The sequence below is a fragment of the Geodermatophilus sp. SYSU D00814 genome (assembly GCF_054050055.1).
Genome location: NZ_JBJGYP010000009.1, coordinates 60,696 through 76,118, shown reverse-complemented (window position 1 = coordinate 76,118; position 15,423 = coordinate 60,696). Strand labels below are relative to the sequence as shown.

The following is a 15,423-nucleotide window of genomic DNA, read 5'->3' as shown; positions in this document are numbered from 1 at the left end:
TGTCCGCCACGCGGGTCAGCCCACCGCGGCCAGGAGGTCGGCGGCCAGCTCCGGCCGGCAGACCAGCAGGTCGGGCAGCGACGGGTCGGGCTCGTTGTAGCGCAGCGGCGACCCGTCGAGCCGGACGGCGGTCAGCCCCGCGGCCTGCGCGACGGCGACCGGGGCGGCGGAGTCCCACTGGTACATGCCCCCGGCGTGCACGTAGGCGTCGACCTCGCCGCGCACCACCGCCGTCGTCTTCCACCCGGCCGAGCCCAGCGGCACCAGCTCGCCGCCGACCGCCCGCGCCGCGGCCGCGGCCTGCGCCGGCGGGCGCGTCCGGCTGACCGCGATCCGCGGCCGGCGGGGCGCCGCCGCGGGCGGCGGGGGAGCGGGGTCGGTGAGGAGCACCTCGTCGACGGCGGGCAGCGCGACGGCGGCCGCGCTCAGCCGACCCGACGCCCACAGCGCCACGTGGACGGCGAAGTCGGATCGGTCCGTCTCGCCGTACTCGCGCGTGCCGTCGAGCGGGTCGACGATCCAGACGCGCCCGGCCCCGAGGCGGCTGCGGTCGTCGGCGGCCTCCTCGCTGAAGACGACGTCGTCGGGCCGGTGACGCGCCAGCACGGCGGTGATCGCCTCCTGCGCCGCGGCGTCCCCGGCGTCGCCGAGCGCCCGGCCGGTCAGCCCGCCGGCGCGCAGCCCCACCAGCACGCCGGCGGCCGCCCGCGCCGCGGCCGCGGCGACCTCGACGTCCCTCACCGGTCGCCGCCCGGGGCGGGCGCGGTCGCGTCGGTGGGCCGCTGCGGCGGGGCGTGCCGGCCGGAGGCGTCGGTGACCTCGGAGAAGTAGGCGGCGCGCAGCTCCTCGCGGGGCAGCACGAACACCGCCCGCGCCTCCACCAGCGGCAGGTCCGGCTCGGCGGCCAGCGCCATCGAGCCGGTGACGACGGACGTGCGGCCGCCGGACCCGGTGACCCGGCCGCGGCACACGACCGGGGTGCCCAGCGGGACCGGACGGCGGTAGTCGAGCTCGAGCCGCGCGGTCATGCCCCACAGGCCCGCGCGGATGGTGGCCGCACCGAGCACCTGGTCCATGACCAGGCCGCTCATCCCGCCGTGCAGGTAGCCCGGCGGGCCCTCGTGGGTCAGGCCGAAGGAGACCTCGCCGACGACACCGCCGGGCTCCTCGCGCAGCACCAGCGGGGGCGCCAGCGCGCTGCCGACGCCGGTGACCGGGTTGTAGACCCGGCGGAACCGCACCGGGTCGTCCAGCGCCGGCAACTGGGTGGCCGGCCGGGTCGAGGCGGCCAGCCGGGCGCCGGCCGCGCGCGCCGTGGCCGCGACCGCGCGCAGCTCCGCGGCCGGGACGGTGGTGCGCACCGAGGCCTCCACCAGGCCGCGCAGCGCGTCGCCCAGCTCGGTGACGGCCGCCATCAGGTCGAGGTCGTAGGGGGCGCCGTCGTCGTCAGTGGTCACCCGCGGACGGTACGTCCGCGGGCGCGGGGCCCTCGGCGGGGACCCCGGCGGTCCCGAGGTCGGGTCCCGAGCGGGGCAGCCGGACGGTGAAGACCGCGCCCCGGCCGGGGGCGGTGTCCAGCGAGACGTCCCCGCCGTGCGCGGCGACCAGCGCCGCGACGATGGACAGCCCCAGGCCGGTGCCGCCGGCGGCGCGGCTGCGGGAGGCGTCGGCCCGGTAGAAGCGCTCGAACACCCGCGCGGCGTCCTCCGGCGCCATGCCCGGGCCCTCGTCGGCGACCCGCAGCACCACCCGGTCCCCGCCACCGCTGGTGTCCTCGCTGATCGAGACGGTCACCGGCACCGTCTCCGGCGTGTGGGCCAGCGCGTTGGTCACCAGGTTGCCCAGCACCTGGCGCAGCCGCGCCTCGTCGCCGAGCACCACCGGCACCTCGGTCATCGCGTCGTCGACGTGCAGCGCCAGCGGCCGGTCCGGCTGCAGCACCCGGCCGTCGTGGACGGCGTCGCCGGCGAGCTCGGCGAGGTCGACCGGGGTGAGCGACAGCGGCCGCTGCTGGTCCAGGCGGGCGAGCTGCAGCAGGTCCTCGACGAGCAGGCCCATCCGCGCGCCCTCGCTCTCGATCCGCTGCATCAGCCGCGCCACCTCCTCGGGGCTGCCCGCGGCGCCCTGCCGGTAGAGCTCGGCGAAGCCGCGGATCGACGTCAGCGGGGTGCGCAGCTCGTGGCTGGCGTCGGCGACGAAGCGGCGCATCCGCTCCTCGGAGGCGCGCGCCTGCTCCTCCGAGGCCTGCTGGGAGCGGAAGGCGCTCTCGATGCGGGCGAGCATGCCGTTGAGGGCCTGCAGCAGCCGGCCCACCTCGGTGCGGCCGTCCCCGGAGGGGACCCGCTGCGACAGGTCGCCGGCGGCGATGGCCTGCGCGGTCCGCTCCACGGCGGCCAGCGGGCGCAGGCTGCTGCGCACCAGCCAGTAGCCGGCCAGGCCGAGGGCGGCCAGCACCACCAGGCCGACGACGACCTCGATGGTCACCAGCCGGCCGATCACCCGGTCGTCGCGGTCGAGGTCCCCGCCGACGACGACGGTCAGCCCGTTGGGCAGCGTCTCGGCGGTGACCCGCCAGAGGGTGTCCCCGTCGACCGAGCGGACCGAGTACGCCGCCGGGCCGCCCGGGCTGTCGCGCGGCGCGTGGTGGGCCGCGTCGGCGAGCGCCATCACCTGCGCGACGTCGAGGTCGGGCAGGGCGCCGTCGGCGAGCGGGCCGTAGATGACGACCGGCTCCGCGTCGCCGGGAACCCCGCAGGCCACGTAGCTGCCGAAGGTGACCAGCCGCTGCTGCCCACCGAGCAGGCAGGCGACGACGACGTCGTCGGACTCGCGCGCCTGGCGCAGCGCACTCTGCAGCTCCTGGTCCTGCTGGTCGACGAGGTAGCGCTTGAGCAGCGAGGTCGCCGTCAGGCCGGTGGCGACCAGGGCGAGGGTGACCAGCGCCAGGAGCAGCACCACCAGCGTGATGCGCAGCGGGACCCGCGGCAGCCGGAGGCCGCCGCGGGTCCAGGGTGTCGCGCCGGGGGGTCGGCTCACGAACCGCGCGGCAGCCGCAGCGTGTAGCCGACCCCGCGGATGGTGTGCAGCAGCCGGGGCTCGGTCGTGTCGATCTTGCGCCGCAGGTAGGAGATGTAGGACTCGACGACGTTGGCCTCGCCGTTGAAGTCGTAGTTCCACACGTGGTCGAGGATCTGCGCCTTCGACAGCACCCGCCCGGCGTTGGCCATCAGGTAGCGCAGCAGCTTGAACTCGGTGGGCGACAGGCTCACCACCTCGCCGGCCTTGACGACCTCGTGCGACTCCTCGTCGAGCTCGATGTCGGCGAAGGACAGCCGGGGGCTCTCGGCGGCGCGCTGCTGGCCGGTGCTGCGGCGCAGCACCGCCCGGATGCGGGCGAGCACCTCGTCGAGGCTGAAGGGTTTGGTGACGTAGTCGTCACCGCCGAGGGTCAGGCCGGAGACCTTGTCCTCGGCCGCGTCCCGGGCGGTGAGGAACAGCACCGGGGTGTGCCGGCCGCTCTCGCGCAGCCGCCGCACCACCCCGAAGCCGTCGAGCCCCGGCATCATCACGTCGAGGACGAGCAGGTCGGGACGGAACGACGCGGCCAGCGCCAGCGCCTGCTGGCCGTCGGACGCCGTGGCCACCTCGAACCCGGCGTAGCGCAGGCTCGCCGACAGCAGCTCGCGGATGTTGGGCTCGTCGTCGACCACCAGGAGGCGCGCCTCCGGGGCCGAGGATCGAGCGCTGCGCGTCCCCGTCACGACATCTCCCGTCGGACGCCTGGTCACCGTCGTCATGGTGCCCACCGTGCGTGGTGCTGCTGCGGCCGCCCTGGAGGGTACCTGTGAGGTCGCTGGACGTCGTCCGTCCTGCGTCAGCCGGCCGGCGCCATGGCCCGGCCGCGCCGCCAGTAGCCGATCGCGTGGTGCTGCGCCCGGGACAGCCCCCACCGGCCGCGCAGGTCCCCGCGCACCGCCCGGACGGCGGCCGACTCGGCGGCGACCCACGCGAACAGGTCGTCCCCGGCGGGGCGTCCGAGCGCGGCGACGGCGTCGGCCAGCAGCGTGCCCTCCCCCGGCGGGGTGCCGCCGCGGTGCAGCCAGCGCACCTCGACGCCGGCCGGCGCGGCCAGCGGCTGCTCCTCCTCGGCCCCGGCCACCTCGAGCAGTGCGGTGCCGACGGCGTCCGGAGCGGCCGCGGCGAGGATCCGGCTGATCGCCGGCAGCGCCGTCTCGTCCCCGGCCAGCAGCAGCGTGCCGGCCGGCCGGTCGCCGAGCGGGCCGCTGCCGGCCACCCCCAGCACCGCGCCCGGAGCCGCGGCGGCGGCCCAGGCGGCGGCGGGGCCGTCGCCGTGCAGGACGAAGTCGATCTCGACCTCGCCGCGCCGCGGGTCCTGCCGCCGTGCGGTGTAGCTGCGCAGGCTCACCCCGTGGGCGCCGACCGGCCACACGACCCGCCCGTCGCGCGCCACGGCCGGCCAGCGGGGGTCCGGGTCGCCCACGCGTGGCACCAGCAGGTTGACGGTGGGCCCGGCGGCGGCCACGGCCTCGGCGGTGCCCGAGAGGACGACCCGGCGGACCGAGGGCGTGGGGTCGGCGACGGAGACGACGGTGAGGACGTCGGCCGCGCGGGCGTCCCCGGGTGCAGTCACGACGGGAGCGTAGGCACCGGCTGCCGGTGGGGGCCGACCCGGCCGACCCCGGGGGAATGGGGTCGACCGGGCCGGCGATCGAGGACGGAGGGATGTCACCGAGCGTCACCACTGCTCGACGCTCAGCAGCAGGTTCACCCGGACGCCCCCGTCGACGGCAACGCTACGTGATCGGACGCCGGTTGGCACTGCCCGATCGGGTGGCGCTCCTCCGCCGGGGGGTGATCGGGATCCCGGTCCGGATCCGCGGCGGGCGTGCGGGTGCCCATGTGTGCCCCCCGGACGGGAGGGGCACCGGGGAGGGACCCACCCGACGCCGACGGAGGACGGACATGGCCGACGACTTCACGAAGGGTGACCACGTCACCTGGAACAGCCACGGGAGCACGACCGAGGGCACGGTGACGAAGAAGATCACCGAGGAGACCGAGGCCGGCGGCCGGAAGGTGAAGGCCAGCGCCGACGACCCGCAGTACGAGGTGGAGAGCGACAAGAGCGGCAAGACGGCGGTGCACAAGCCGTCGGCCCTGCACGAGAAGTGAGCCGCACCGGAAGAGGAGAGACACCGTGAGCGAGACCGACGACCGCTTCGCCGGGGCGTCATCGCGCAGCAACAAGCACAACCCGCGGCTCGACGAGGAGATCGAGCACGAGATCCAGGGGATGCTCAAGGGCAACCACGCGACGCGCGCGGAGGAGTTCCGCGAGGTCGAGCCGGTGGCCGAGGGTGAGCCGGACATGAACGGCGACCCCGAGGGGACGCTGATCGGCGGGGTCCCGGTGGGCATGACCGAGGACGCCGTGGTCGCCCGCGCCGAGCTGGCGCGGTGGCTCGTGCGCGCCGACTTCCCGAACGACGGGCCGGGCCTGGTCGAGGCGGCGCTCGACCACCGGGCGCCCGACGTGGTGGTGATCGAGCTGCAGCGGCTGCCCGAGGGGGAGAGCTACGAGCGCATCGGCGACGTCGTCCGCGCGCTCGGGTACCCGACCGAGACCTGACCGGCAGGTCCGCCGAGGAGGAGGCTCAGGAGCTCAGCCGCTCCTGGGCCTCCTCGTCGTTCTCCTCGTTCTCCGCGATCTCCTCGGCGCCGCGCCGGCGGAACAGCTTCGAGCCGGGGAAGCCCTTCACCACCTGGCGCAGGTCCTGCATGGTGTCGACCAGGTCGTGCACGTCGGTCCCGACGCTCTCCAGCGAGGACAGGACGGGGATCACCGTCTGGTCCAGCGAGTCGACGAGGGTCGGCAGCCGGTCGACGAGCGCGACCAGCGCCTCGACCTCGTGCGGCTCCACCGTCTCGGCCAGCCGGCGCACCGCCGGCGTCAGCCGGGCCAGCGGCTCCTCGTAACCGGCCAGCAGCGGGTCGATCCGGCCGACCAGGCCCTCGGTCCGCTCGACGGCGTCGCCCGCGCGGTCGGTGGTCGAGCGGGCTGCCTCCACCGCCTCGTCGGCGCGTTGCTGGATCTGCCGCACGGAGGAGATGGCGTCGTCGGCACGCTGCTGGATCTGCCGCACGGTCGTGATGGCGTCGTCGGCTCGCTGCTGGGTGCCGGCCACCGCGGTGATCGCGTCGTCCGCTCGCTGCTGGGTGCCGGCCACCGCGGTGATCGCGTCGTCGGCCCGCTGCTGGATGGTGCCGACGGCGGTGATCGCGTCGTCCGCGCGCTTCTGCGTGCTCTCCACGGCGGTGATGGCCTCGTCGGCGCGGCGCTGGGTGGTGCCGACCGCGGTGATCGCGTCGTCCGCCCGCTGCCGGGTGGCGCCGACGGCATCGATCGCGCCGTCGGCGCGCTGCCGCGTCCCGTCCACGGCGGCGATCTCCGCGTCCGCCCGTCGCCGCGTGGCGTCCACGGCCGCGATCTCGGCGTCGGCCCGCTCCCGGGTGGCGCCCACGGCCGCGATGGCGCGGTCGGCGTGCTCGGCGAGGTCCTCGACGCGGCCGACGGCCCGGTCGACGCGGTCGAGCAGGCCCTCCAGGCGGCCCACCGCCGCGGTCACCCGCGGCAGCAGGGCCAGCGCCTCGCCGACGCCGTCGCGCAGGCTCTCGACGGCGGAGAGGACGTCGGACGGACCGGGGATCGAGGGCAGCCGCACGCGCCGACGCTACGTCCGCGCAGGTCGCGCCGCCCTGCCGCGGCGTGAGGCGCCACCCGCCCGGGTGCGCGCCGGGGGGATCCGGCCCGCGGTCCTCCCGCGCGTCGGCTCCCGCAGGAGTCCGTGGGCCGTATCGTGGAGTGCTGGCGCGAGCACGGGGCGCAATGATCGGCCGCCGTCGCGCGGGCGACGTGACACGGACGACGACGATGGGATGTCGACACCGGTGGGCGACGAGCGGGGGCGGGACGACCGGGCCGGGAGCAGCGGGCCCGACGCGTCCGGACCGATCACGGTCGAGCAGCTCCTCGCGCGGTCCGGCAGCGCCACGGGCCGGCGCGCGGCCCGCCGCACCGGCGAGGTGCCGATCCCACTCGAGCCCGGCCAGTCCCTGCCGCCGCACCGCGGACCGAAGCCGCCGGTGCCCCCGCCCGCCGCGCAATCGGCCTCGCAACCGGTCCCGCAGCCCGACCTCCGCCCCGCCGTGGACGACACCCCGGGCCCCCGCCGCGGCCTGCCGCCGGTCCCCGCCGCCCCCGCCGGGGTCCAGCGGTCCCAGCCGGTGCCGCCCCTGCCTCCGGCCGGCGACGGCGTGCAGCCGTCCCAGCCGGTGCCGCCGCTGCCCGGCGCGGTCCACCGCTCGGGCCCGGTGCCGCCGCTGCCCGGTGCCGTGCACCGCTCGGGACCCGTACCGCCGCTGCCGAGCGGTGTGCACCGCTCGGGCCCGGTGCCGCCGCTGCCCGGTGCCGTGCACCGCTCGGGTCCCGTGCCGCCGCTGCCCGGTGGTGTGCACCGCTCCGCGCCCGTCCCGCCGATCCCGGGCCTGGACGCCCCGGCGGTGTCCGGCGCCGGCAGCACCCGCCGCGGCGCGGCACCCCGGCCGCCGCGCAGCCCGTTCCGTCGCCGGCTGGTCCGCGCGGGCCTGGCGCTGGCCGCGGTCGTCGGCCTCGCGCTGACCTACCACCTAGGCCTCTACGTTTACGTCGACCAGGGCATCGCCCGCGTCGCCGCGCTGACCCCCGACGGGCCCGAGGTGATCGCCCCGCAGCTGCAGGAGGGGTCGACCACCTACCTCGTCGTCGGCACCGGCCTGCCCGGCACCGAGGGGCCGGCGTCGGTGACCACCCTGCTCGTGCACGCCTCGGCCGGCGGGGACAGCGCCGTCCTCGTCAGCGTGCCGCCGACCGCCCTGGTCGACACCCCCGCGTGCCGGACCGGCGACGGCACCGTCCGCGAGCCGGTCACCGAGGCCTTCGCCACCGCGCTGCTCGACGGCGGGCCGGCGTGCCTGGTCCGCGCCGTCCAGCAGGTGTCGGGCCTGCGCGTCGACCACTACCTCGCCGTCGACCTCGGCCGGCTGCCGGCCCTGGTCGACGCCGTCGGCGGGGTGAGCGTGTGCCTGCCCGCCGTCGGCCCGGCCGACGCCGCCTCCGCCGGGCCGCTGCCGGCCGGCTCCTCGCGGCTGACCGGGGACACCGCGACCCGCTACCTGACCCCCGGTGACGCCGGGTCCGACGTCACCGGCGCCGCCGCGGCCGAGCGCACCCAGCTGCTGCTGACGGCGACGCTGCGCGCGGCCGTGAGCGCCGGCACGCTGGCCGACACCGTCGAGCTGACCCGGTTCCTCACCCGGGCCGCCGACGCCCTCACCGTCGACGAGCAGACGACGCTGGGCGACCTGCGCACCCTGGCCACGGCGCTGGGCGGTCTCGACGCCGACGCCGTGCAGCGCGCCGGCCTGCCGGTCGCCCAGGTGGGCCACGTCCCCGCGGGCAGCGAGCAGGCGTACGTCGTGCTCGACGGTCCCGGTGTCCGCTCGCTGTTCGACAGCGTCATCGAGGACAGCCGGGTGCCCGAGGAGCTCGCCGCTCCGGCGATCGCCGCCGCCACCGCCGCGGCCCCCGAGCCCACGCCGGCGCCCGCGCCCGAGCCGCCGGCCGAGACCCCCGGCCCGCAGGGTCCCACCGTCGAGCCGGCCGCGGTGACCGTCGACGTCCTCAACGGCACCGCCACCCGCGGGCTCGCCTCCACCGTCGCCGACCAGTTGCGCCAGCAGGGCTTCACCGTCGGCCAGGTGGGCAACGAGACCGGCACGGTGAACGAGACCGTGGTCCGTCACGGCCCGGCGGCACTGGAGCCGGCGCGCACGGTGGCCGCCGCCGTCCCCGGCGCGGTGCTGCAGCAGAGCGACGCCGTCGGCGACTCCGTGCAGCTGGTCATCGGCCCGGGCTACGACCGCGTCGTCCCCGTCCAGGTGGTCGCCCCGGCGCCCGCCCCGGCCGCGGAGGCCGCGGAGGCCGCGGCGACGACGGCACCGCCCGCCGACCCGGCGACCACCACGGGCCCCGCCTCCTGCAGCTGACGCCCGCGTCCTGTGCACACAGCGCAGTGCGCGGGGCGTCCCGGGCGCGGTGTGTGCACACACGACGGGGCCGCCGCGAGCGCACTCGCGACGGCCCGGGGGCGAGGGGGTCCTTCGCTCAGCCGAAGCGACCGGAGATGTAGTCCTCGGTCGCCTTCTGGTCGGGGTTGCTGAAGATCTTCTCGGTCGGGTTGAACTCGATGAGCCGGCCCGGCTGGCCCACGCCGTTGAGGTTGAAGAAGCCGGTGGACTCGCTCACCCGCGCCGCCTGCTGCATGTTGTGCGTGACGATCACGATCGTGTAGCGGTCCTTGAGCTCGGCCATGAGGTCCTCGATGGCCAGCGTGGAGATCGGGTCCAGCGCGGAGCACGGCTCGTCCATGAGCAGCACGTCGGGCTCGACGGCGATCGCGCGGGCGATGCACAGCCGCTGCTGCTGACCGCCGGACAGGCTCGAGCCGGGCCGGTCGAGGCGGTCCTTGACCTCGTTCCAGAGGTTGGCGCCGCGCAGCGAGCGCTCGACGAGCTCGTCGCTCTCGGGCTTCTTCATCTTCCGGTTGTTGAGCCGGTTGCCCGCGATGACGTTGTCGTAGATCGACATCGTCGGGAACGGGTTGGGCCGCTGGAAGACCATGCCGATCTGGCGGCGCACGTCGACCGGGTCGGCGTCGGGGCTGTAGAGGTCCTGGCCGTCCATGACGACCTTGCCCTCGACACGGGCGCCGGGGATGACCTCGTGCATCCGGTTGAGCGAGCGCAGGAAGGTGGACTTGCCGCAGCCCGAGGGCCCGATCAGTGCGGTGATGCTGCGCGGCTCGATCGAGACGTTGACACCCTCCACGGCGAGGAAGTTGCCGTAGTAGATGTTGAGGTCGGAGACCTCGATGCGCTTGGCCACGTGTTGATCCTCCGGGATCGATCCGGTCAGCGACCGGTCTTGGGGGCGAAGAAGCGGCTGATCAGGCGGGCCACGACGTTGAGGGCCATGACCAGGATGATGAGCAGGAGAGCCGCCGTCCAGGCCCGGTCCAGGAAGGCCTGGGTGGCGGTCCCGGGCTGGGTCAGCTGGTAGTAGGCGAACACCGGCAGCGTCGCCATGCGCCCGTCGAACGGGTTGAGGTTGGTCGAGGTGACCAGACCCACCGTCACCAGCAGCGGCGCGGTCTCGCCCACGACCCGGGCGACGGCCAGCGTGATGCCGGTGCCCAGCCCCGCGACGGCGGTCGGCAGGACCACCTTCACGACCGTCCGCCACTTGGGGACGCCGAGGGCGTAGCTCGCCTCCCGCAGCTCGTTGGGGACGAGCTTGAGGACCTCCTCGCACGAGCGGACGACGACCGGGATCATCAGCACCGACAGGGCGACCGCGCCCATGACGCCCAGCCGGACGTCGTTGCCGAACAGCAGCGTGAACAGGGCGAAGGCGAACAGGCCGGCCACGATCGACGGGATGCCGGTCATGACGTCGACGAAGAACGTGATGGCCCGCGCGAGCCGGCCCCGGCCGTACTCGACGAGGTAGACGGCCGTCAGCAGCCCGATCGGCACCGAGATGACGGCGGTCAGCCCGGTGATGATCAGCGTGCCGAGGATGGCGTGGTAGGCGCCGCCACCCTCGCCGACCACCCGGTACATCGAGTTGGTGAAGAAGGTGGCGTCGAACCGCGCCAGCCCCTTCTCGAGAACGGTGTAGACCAGCGACACCAGCGGGATCATCGCGATGGCGAACGCGGTGGTGACCAGGGCGGTGACCAGCCGGTCGGTGGCCTTGCGGGTGCCCTCGACGGCCCGGGACCCGGCGTAGACGGCCACCGTGCCGAGGACCGCGCCGTAGACGACGGTCAGGGCGACGCTGAAGCCGGTGAGGGCCGACAGGGCGGCGCCGAGCGCGACCCCGGCGGCGTAGAGGCCCAGGGGCGCGGAGCGGGGCAGCCGGCGCCGCGCGCGGATGGGCGCCCCGGGCTCACCGGTGACCCGGACGGGGGACTGGGTCTCGGTGCTCATCAGTTGGCTCCGGAGAAGTCGGCGCGCCGGTTGACGATCCAGCGGGCGAGCATGTTGACCGCGAGCGTGATCACGAACAGCACGAGGCCGCTGGCGACCAGCGTGTTGACGTCGATGCCGGTCGCTTCGGGGAACCGCAGGGCGATGTTCGACGCGATCGTCGACGGGTTGGAGCTGCCGATCAGGTTCAGCGTGGCGCCGGCGCCGCCCGACAGCACGATGGCGACCGCCATCGTCTCGCCGAGGGCGCGGCCCAGGCCGAGCATCGCGCCGGCGATGACACCGGACCGGCCGTAGGGCAGCACGGCCATCTTGATCATCTCCCAGCGGGTCGCGCCGAGGGCGAGGGCGGCCTCGCGGTGCAGCGCCGGCGCCTGGCTGAACACCTCGCGGGCGATGGCCGAGATGATCGGCAGGATCATGACGGCCAGCACCAGGCCCACGGTGAGCATCGTGCGGCCGCTGGCCGAGGCGGGTCCGGCGAAGAACGGCAGCCAGCCCAGGTCGTCGGCGGCCCACCGGTGGAAGGGGACGAGGGCGGGCGCGAGGACCGCGAGCCCCCAGAACCCGTAGACGACGCTCGGGATCGCCGCCAGCAGGTCGATGACGTAACCCATGGTGGCGGCGATCCGCCGCGGCGCGTAGTAGGTGACGTAGAGCGCGATGCCCACCGCCAGCGGTGTGGCGACCAGCAGCGCGAGGACGGCGCCGAGCAGGGTCCCGACGATCAGCGGGGCGACGTAGCCGGTCAGGCCCTCCCCGCCGGGGATCGACTCCGCCGGGGCCGTGAGCGCCGGGATCGCCTCGCTGATGAGGAAGGCGGCCACGCCGGCGAGCACGAGCAGGATGAAGACGCCCGAGCCCTTGGCGCTGCCGGCGAAGACGCGGTCACCCAGCCGGCGGACGGCGCGCTGCGGCGACGGGGATGGGGCGGGGGCCTTCGTGGCGGTCACCGTTGCTCCGGGGTCGATCGGGAGTGCGGGGGAGCCCGTCTCCGGGCGGGGCGGTGGCCCGGGGCGTCACCGACGCCCCGGGCCACCGGGGAGTGCTCCGGTCAGCCGGCGTTGATCGCGTCGACCGCGGTCTGCGCCTGCTCACGCAGTGTGTCGGAGATCGGGGCGTTGCCGGCGTTCTCCGCCGCGGTCTGCTGGCCGTCCTCGCTGATCACGTAGGACATGAAGGCCTGCACGTTGTCGGCGGTCGACTGGTCGTCGTACCGGACGCACCCGATGTGGTAGCTGACCAGGACGATCGGGTACTCGCCGGACCCCTCGGTCTGCCGGTTGACCTCGATGGCGAAGTCGTACTCGCCGCGGCCCTCGACGGCCGGGGAGTTCTCGACCACGGCGGCGGCGGCCTCGGCGGACGGGGCGACGAACTCGCTGCCGACGCCGACGTTGACGACACCGAGCTCGCCGGCGCGGCTGGCGTCGGCGTAGGTGACCGCGCCGGCGGTGCTGGTCACGACCTCGACCACGCCGGAGGTGCCGTTGGCCGCCTCGCCGCCGGGCAGCGGCCACACGCCGTCGGGCTCGGAGGTCCACACGTCACCGGCGGTCTGGAACAGGTAGTCGGTGAAGTTGTCGGTCGTGCCGGAGTCGTCGCCGCGGTGCACCGGGGTGATCGCCGTGTCCGGCAGCTGGACGTCGGGGTTCTCCTGCGCGATGGCCGGGTCGTTCCAGGTGGTGATCTGGCCGGCGAAGATGCGCGCGATCGTGGCCGGCGAGAGGTCCAGCTCGTCGACGCCCTCGAGGTTGAAGACCACCGCGATCGGCGAGATGTAGTTGGGCAGCTCGAAGACCTCACCGCCGCCGCAGCGCTCCTGCGCGCCGGCCAGCTCCTCGTCGTCGAGGGCGGCGTCGGAGCCGGCGAAGTCGGTGGACCCGGCGATGAACTGCTCGCGGCCACCGCCGGAGCCGACCGGGTCGTAGCTGAACTGCACCCCGGGGTGCTCGCCCTCGAAGCCGGCCTGCCAGGCCTCCATGGCCGCCTGCTGGCTGCTGGCGCCGGCGCCGACGAGGTCACCGCTGAGCTCGGCGGCGCTGGAGTCGCTGCTGCCGCCGCCACTGCCGCCCGACGCGCCCTCGGACTCGTTGGCCGCGCCGCACGCGGCGAGCGCGAGAGTGCCGGCCAGCGTCGTCGAGAGGACGGCGGCGCGCGACCTGCTGCTGAGCTTCAACTCGGTGCCTTTCGCAAGGGGGGACCGGACCGGTCGCCGGGCACGGGAGGACCCGACGGGCAGCGACGGTAGGCAGCCGAGGTGGCCGGTCCCGGGTGGATCGGTGAACGGCCGGTGAACGCCGCCCGAGCCTTTCCCGACCGGGTGAGGGCGACGCCACGTCCGGGAGGTGAACGCGTGCGGTTCGGGTGGCGCCGGGCACGTCCGGTGCGGGAGGAAGGGCCGGTTGCCCACCGGCCAGCGGCTCAGGGGACGCGCCGCCAGGAGACGTCGACGGCGTGCCGCGTGAAGCCGGTGCGCTCGTAGAGCGCGACCGCGGGGACGTTGTCCTCCTCCACGTACAGCAGCACCTGCTCCAGCCCGAGGCCGCGCAGGTGGGCCAGCCCCAGGTCGGTCAGCGCGCGGCCGAGGCCCAGGCCCTGGGCGTCCGGGTCGATGCCGAGCACGTAGACCTCGCCGACCGGGTCGGGGCCGGCGTCGCCGGGCGGGTGCACCTTGGTCCAGTGCGAGCCGAGCAGCGTGCCGCCCGCGTCGCGGTCGCCCCGCCAGGCCAGGAGGAAGCCCGCCGGGTCGAACCAGGGCTCGGCCTCGCGCAGCCGCAGGTCATCGGCCGTCCAGGAGCCCTGCTCGGGGTGGGTGGCGAAGGCCCGGGCGTTGACGTGCAGCCACGCCTGCTCGTCGCGGCCGGGGCGGAAGGCGGTGACGTCGACGCCGTCGGGCAGCGCCGGGCGCGGGTCCGAGTCGGCGTCGGTGAGCGGCCGGCGCATCTGCAGCAGCACCCGCGCGCGGGTGTAGCCACGGCCGGTGGCCAGCGCGGTCGCGGCGGGCAGGTCGCCGTGCGCCCACACCCGCAGCGGCCGGTCCCCGGCGAGCTCCTCGAGCCGGGCCAGCAGCGCCCGCCCGGTACCCCGGCGGCGGGCGACGGGGGCGACGACGACCTCGGCCTCGGCGTCGCCCTCGCCGTCCGGTCCCCCCAGCTCGAGGCGGGCGTAGCCGACGGGGGCGCCGTCGGCGCCGGTGGCCAGCACGTCCCGGCCACCGGCCGGGCCGCCGTGCTGCAGCCGGAGCTCGGCCTCCTCCGACAGCGGGCGGACGCCGTCGGCGGCGGCCGCGGCCCGCAGCAGCGCGAGGACCGCCGCGGTCTCGGCGGGGGCGAGCCGCTCGGTGTCGCGGACGGCGGCGGTGCTCAGCGCAGGGGGGCGGTGCGGCGGGAGCCCTCGGCGAGGGGCTCGGCGAGGGGCTCGGCGGGCTCGGCCGAGGCGCGCGCCGCGGCGGCGGTGGCGTCGGCGACCTGCTGGTCGAGCTTGTAGCCCACGTTGCGGACGGTGCCGATCAGCGCCTCGTGCTCGGTGCCGAGCTTGGCGCGCAGCCGCCGGACGTGGACGTCGACGGTGCGGGTGCCGCCGAAGTAGTCGTAGCCCCAGATCTCCTGCAGCAGCTGGGCGCGGGAGAACACCCGGCCCGGGTGCTGGGCGAGGTACTTGAGGAGCTCGAACTCCTTGTAGGTGAGGTCCAGCGGCCGGCCGCGCAGCCTGGCGGAGTAGCTGTGCTCGTCGATGACCAGCTCGCCGGCCTGGGTCACGCCGCCGTCGGGGCCGTCGACCGGGGTGGCCGCGGCCAGCCGGCGGGCGGTCGCCCACCGGAGCCGGGCGTCGACCTCGGCGGGGCCCGCGGTGTCGAGCAGGACGTCGTCGACGCCCCAGTCGGCCGACAGCGCGACCAGCCCGCCCTCGGAGAGGACGGCGACCAGCGCGGAGGCCACGCCGGTGGAGGACAGCAGCCCGCACAGCGCGCGGGCGCGGACCAGGTCGTGGCGGGCGTCGACGAGCACGACGTCACCGGAGTCGCCGTCGAGCAGGCTGGACAGCTCCGGCGCCACCACGCGCACCTGGTGGCCGAGCAGCCCCAGGGCGGGCAGCACCTCGGTGGTCGCCTGGCGCGCCGCCGTCATGAGCACGAGTCGCATGTCGTCTCCTCGGGGAGGGTGTCGACGGCGCTGTCGGACCGAGTGCGCAGGATAACCGAGGCGCGCGGGCCGGACCCCGAGGTCACCCGAGCGCGTCGACCCGCGCGGGGGACGGACACGCCGCGCCACCCGGCTCGTGCGGCGCGGCGCGCCGAGGCCGTCTGCGACG

General features: G+C 75.9%; 15 protein-coding genes. 3 read left to right on the top strand and 12 right to left on the bottom strand.

The features are described from left to right. Positions 1-15: 15 nt before the first annotated feature. The 5 genes from ACI780_RS08885 to ACI780_RS08865 form a co-directional block, all read right to left on the bottom strand. Entirely contained in the window at positions 16-741 is a 726-nt protein-coding gene (locus ACI780_RS08885; protein ID WP_457002265.1) for an inositol monophosphatase family protein, read from the bottom strand. Beyond that, entirely contained in the window at positions 738-1,457 is a 720-nt protein-coding gene (locus ACI780_RS08880) for a PaaI family thioesterase (RefSeq protein ID WP_457002263.1), read from the bottom strand. Before ACI780_RS08880 ends, ACI780_RS08885 begins: the two co-directional genes overlap by 4 nt. After that, entirely contained in the window at positions 1,447-3,036 is a 1,590-nt protein-coding gene (locus tag ACI780_RS08875) for a sensor histidine kinase (protein ID WP_457002261.1), read from the bottom strand. Before ACI780_RS08875 ends, ACI780_RS08880 begins: the two co-directional genes overlap by 11 nt. Beyond that, positions 3,033-3,761, bottom strand: coding sequence for a response regulator transcription factor (locus ACI780_RS08870; protein ID WP_089401992.1), 729 nt, complete (start codon positions 3,759-3,761; stop codon positions 3,033-3,035). The genes ACI780_RS08875 and ACI780_RS08870 overlap by 4 nt, the downstream gene beginning before the upstream one ends. Positions 3,762-3,874: 113 nt before the next feature. Then, on the bottom strand, positions 3,875-4,651 hold the full coding sequence (locus tag ACI780_RS08865) for a siderophore-interacting protein (protein ID WP_457002259.1): 777 nt from the start codon (positions 4,649-4,651) through the stop codon (positions 3,875-3,877). 332 nt (positions 4,652-4,983) lie between these two features. On the opposite strand from ACI780_RS08865, the gene ACI780_RS08860 reads away from it, so the two are divergent. Beyond that, positions 4,984-5,193, top strand: a complete 210-nt coding sequence (locus tag ACI780_RS08860) for a DUF2945 domain-containing protein (protein WP_456869357.1) — start codon at positions 4,984-4,986, stop codon at positions 5,191-5,193. A 25-nt stretch (positions 5,194-5,218) separates the two neighbouring features. Next, complete coding sequence (locus ACI780_RS08855) at positions 5,219-5,650, top strand: DUF2795 domain-containing protein (protein WP_457002256.1); 432 nt, start codon at positions 5,219-5,221, stop codon at positions 5,648-5,650. A 25-nt stretch (positions 5,651-5,675) separates the two neighbouring features. Here ACI780_RS08855 and ACI780_RS08850 read toward each other — a convergent pair whose 3' ends face one another. Then, positions 5,676-6,743 (bottom strand): hypothetical protein, encoded by a 1,068-nt coding sequence (locus ACI780_RS08850; RefSeq protein ID WP_457002254.1) that lies wholly within the window; start codon positions 6,741-6,743, stop codon positions 5,676-5,678. A 484-nt stretch (positions 6,744-7,227) separates the two neighbouring features. Here ACI780_RS08850 and ACI780_RS08845 point away from each other — a divergent pair, with 484 nt between their 5' ends. After that, positions 7,228-9,105: a LytR C-terminal domain-containing protein gene (locus tag ACI780_RS08845; protein ID WP_457002252.1), complete on the top strand. Its 1,878-nt coding sequence runs from the start codon at positions 7,228-7,230 to the stop codon at positions 9,103-9,105. Positions 9,106-9,223: 118 nt separating this feature from the next. Here ACI780_RS08845 and pstB read toward each other — a convergent pair whose 3' ends face one another. The 6 genes from pstB to ACI780_RS08815 all read right to left on the bottom strand — a co-directional run bounded on the left by pstB (position 9,224) and on the right by ACI780_RS08815 (position 15,254). Continuing rightward, positions 9,224-10,003: a phosphate ABC transporter ATP-binding protein PstB gene (gene pstB / locus ACI780_RS08840; RefSeq protein WP_457002250.1), complete on the bottom strand. Its 780-nt coding sequence runs from the start codon at positions 10,001-10,003 to the stop codon at positions 9,224-9,226. A gap of 26 nt (positions 10,004-10,029) precedes the next feature. Then, a complete protein-coding gene (gene pstA, locus ACI780_RS08835; protein WP_456869352.1) occupies positions 10,030-11,109 on the bottom strand; it encodes a phosphate ABC transporter permease PstA in 1,080 nt (359 codons plus the stop codon). Further along, entirely contained in the window at positions 11,109-12,062 is a 954-nt protein-coding gene (gene pstC, locus ACI780_RS08830) for a phosphate ABC transporter permease subunit PstC (protein WP_457002248.1), read from the bottom strand. The genes pstA and pstC overlap by 1 nt, the downstream gene beginning before the upstream one ends. 101 nt (positions 12,063-12,163) lie before the next feature. After that, complete coding sequence (gene pstS / locus ACI780_RS08825; RefSeq protein ID WP_456869350.1) at positions 12,164-13,288, bottom strand: phosphate ABC transporter substrate-binding protein PstS; 1,125 nt, start codon at positions 13,286-13,288, stop codon at positions 12,164-12,166. A gap of 245 nt (positions 13,289-13,533) precedes the next feature. Continuing rightward, a complete protein-coding gene (mshD, locus tag ACI780_RS08820) occupies positions 13,534-14,478 on the bottom strand; it encodes a mycothiol synthase (protein WP_457002400.1) in 945 nt (314 codons plus the stop codon). Then, positions 14,475-15,254 (bottom strand): winged helix-turn-helix domain-containing protein, encoded by a 780-nt coding sequence (locus tag ACI780_RS08815; protein WP_457002246.1) that lies wholly within the window; start codon positions 15,252-15,254, stop codon positions 14,475-14,477. The genes mshD and ACI780_RS08815 overlap by 4 nt, the downstream gene beginning before the upstream one ends. Positions 15,255-15,423: the final 169 nt, after the last annotated feature.

Excerpts from the sequence above, each read along its gene's own strand:
- ACI780_RS08860 (WP_456869357.1), top strand. The coding sequence starts at position 4,984 with ATGGCCGACGACTTCACGAAGGGTGACCACGTCACCTGGAACAGCCAC.
- pstA (WP_456869352.1), bottom strand. The coding sequence starts at position 11,109 with ATGAGCACCGAGACCCAGTCCCCCGTCCGGGTCACCGGTGAGCCCGGG.
- ACI780_RS08815 (WP_457002246.1), bottom strand. The coding sequence starts at position 15,254 with ATGCGACTCGTGCTCATGACGGCGGCGCGCCAGGCGACCACCGAGGTG.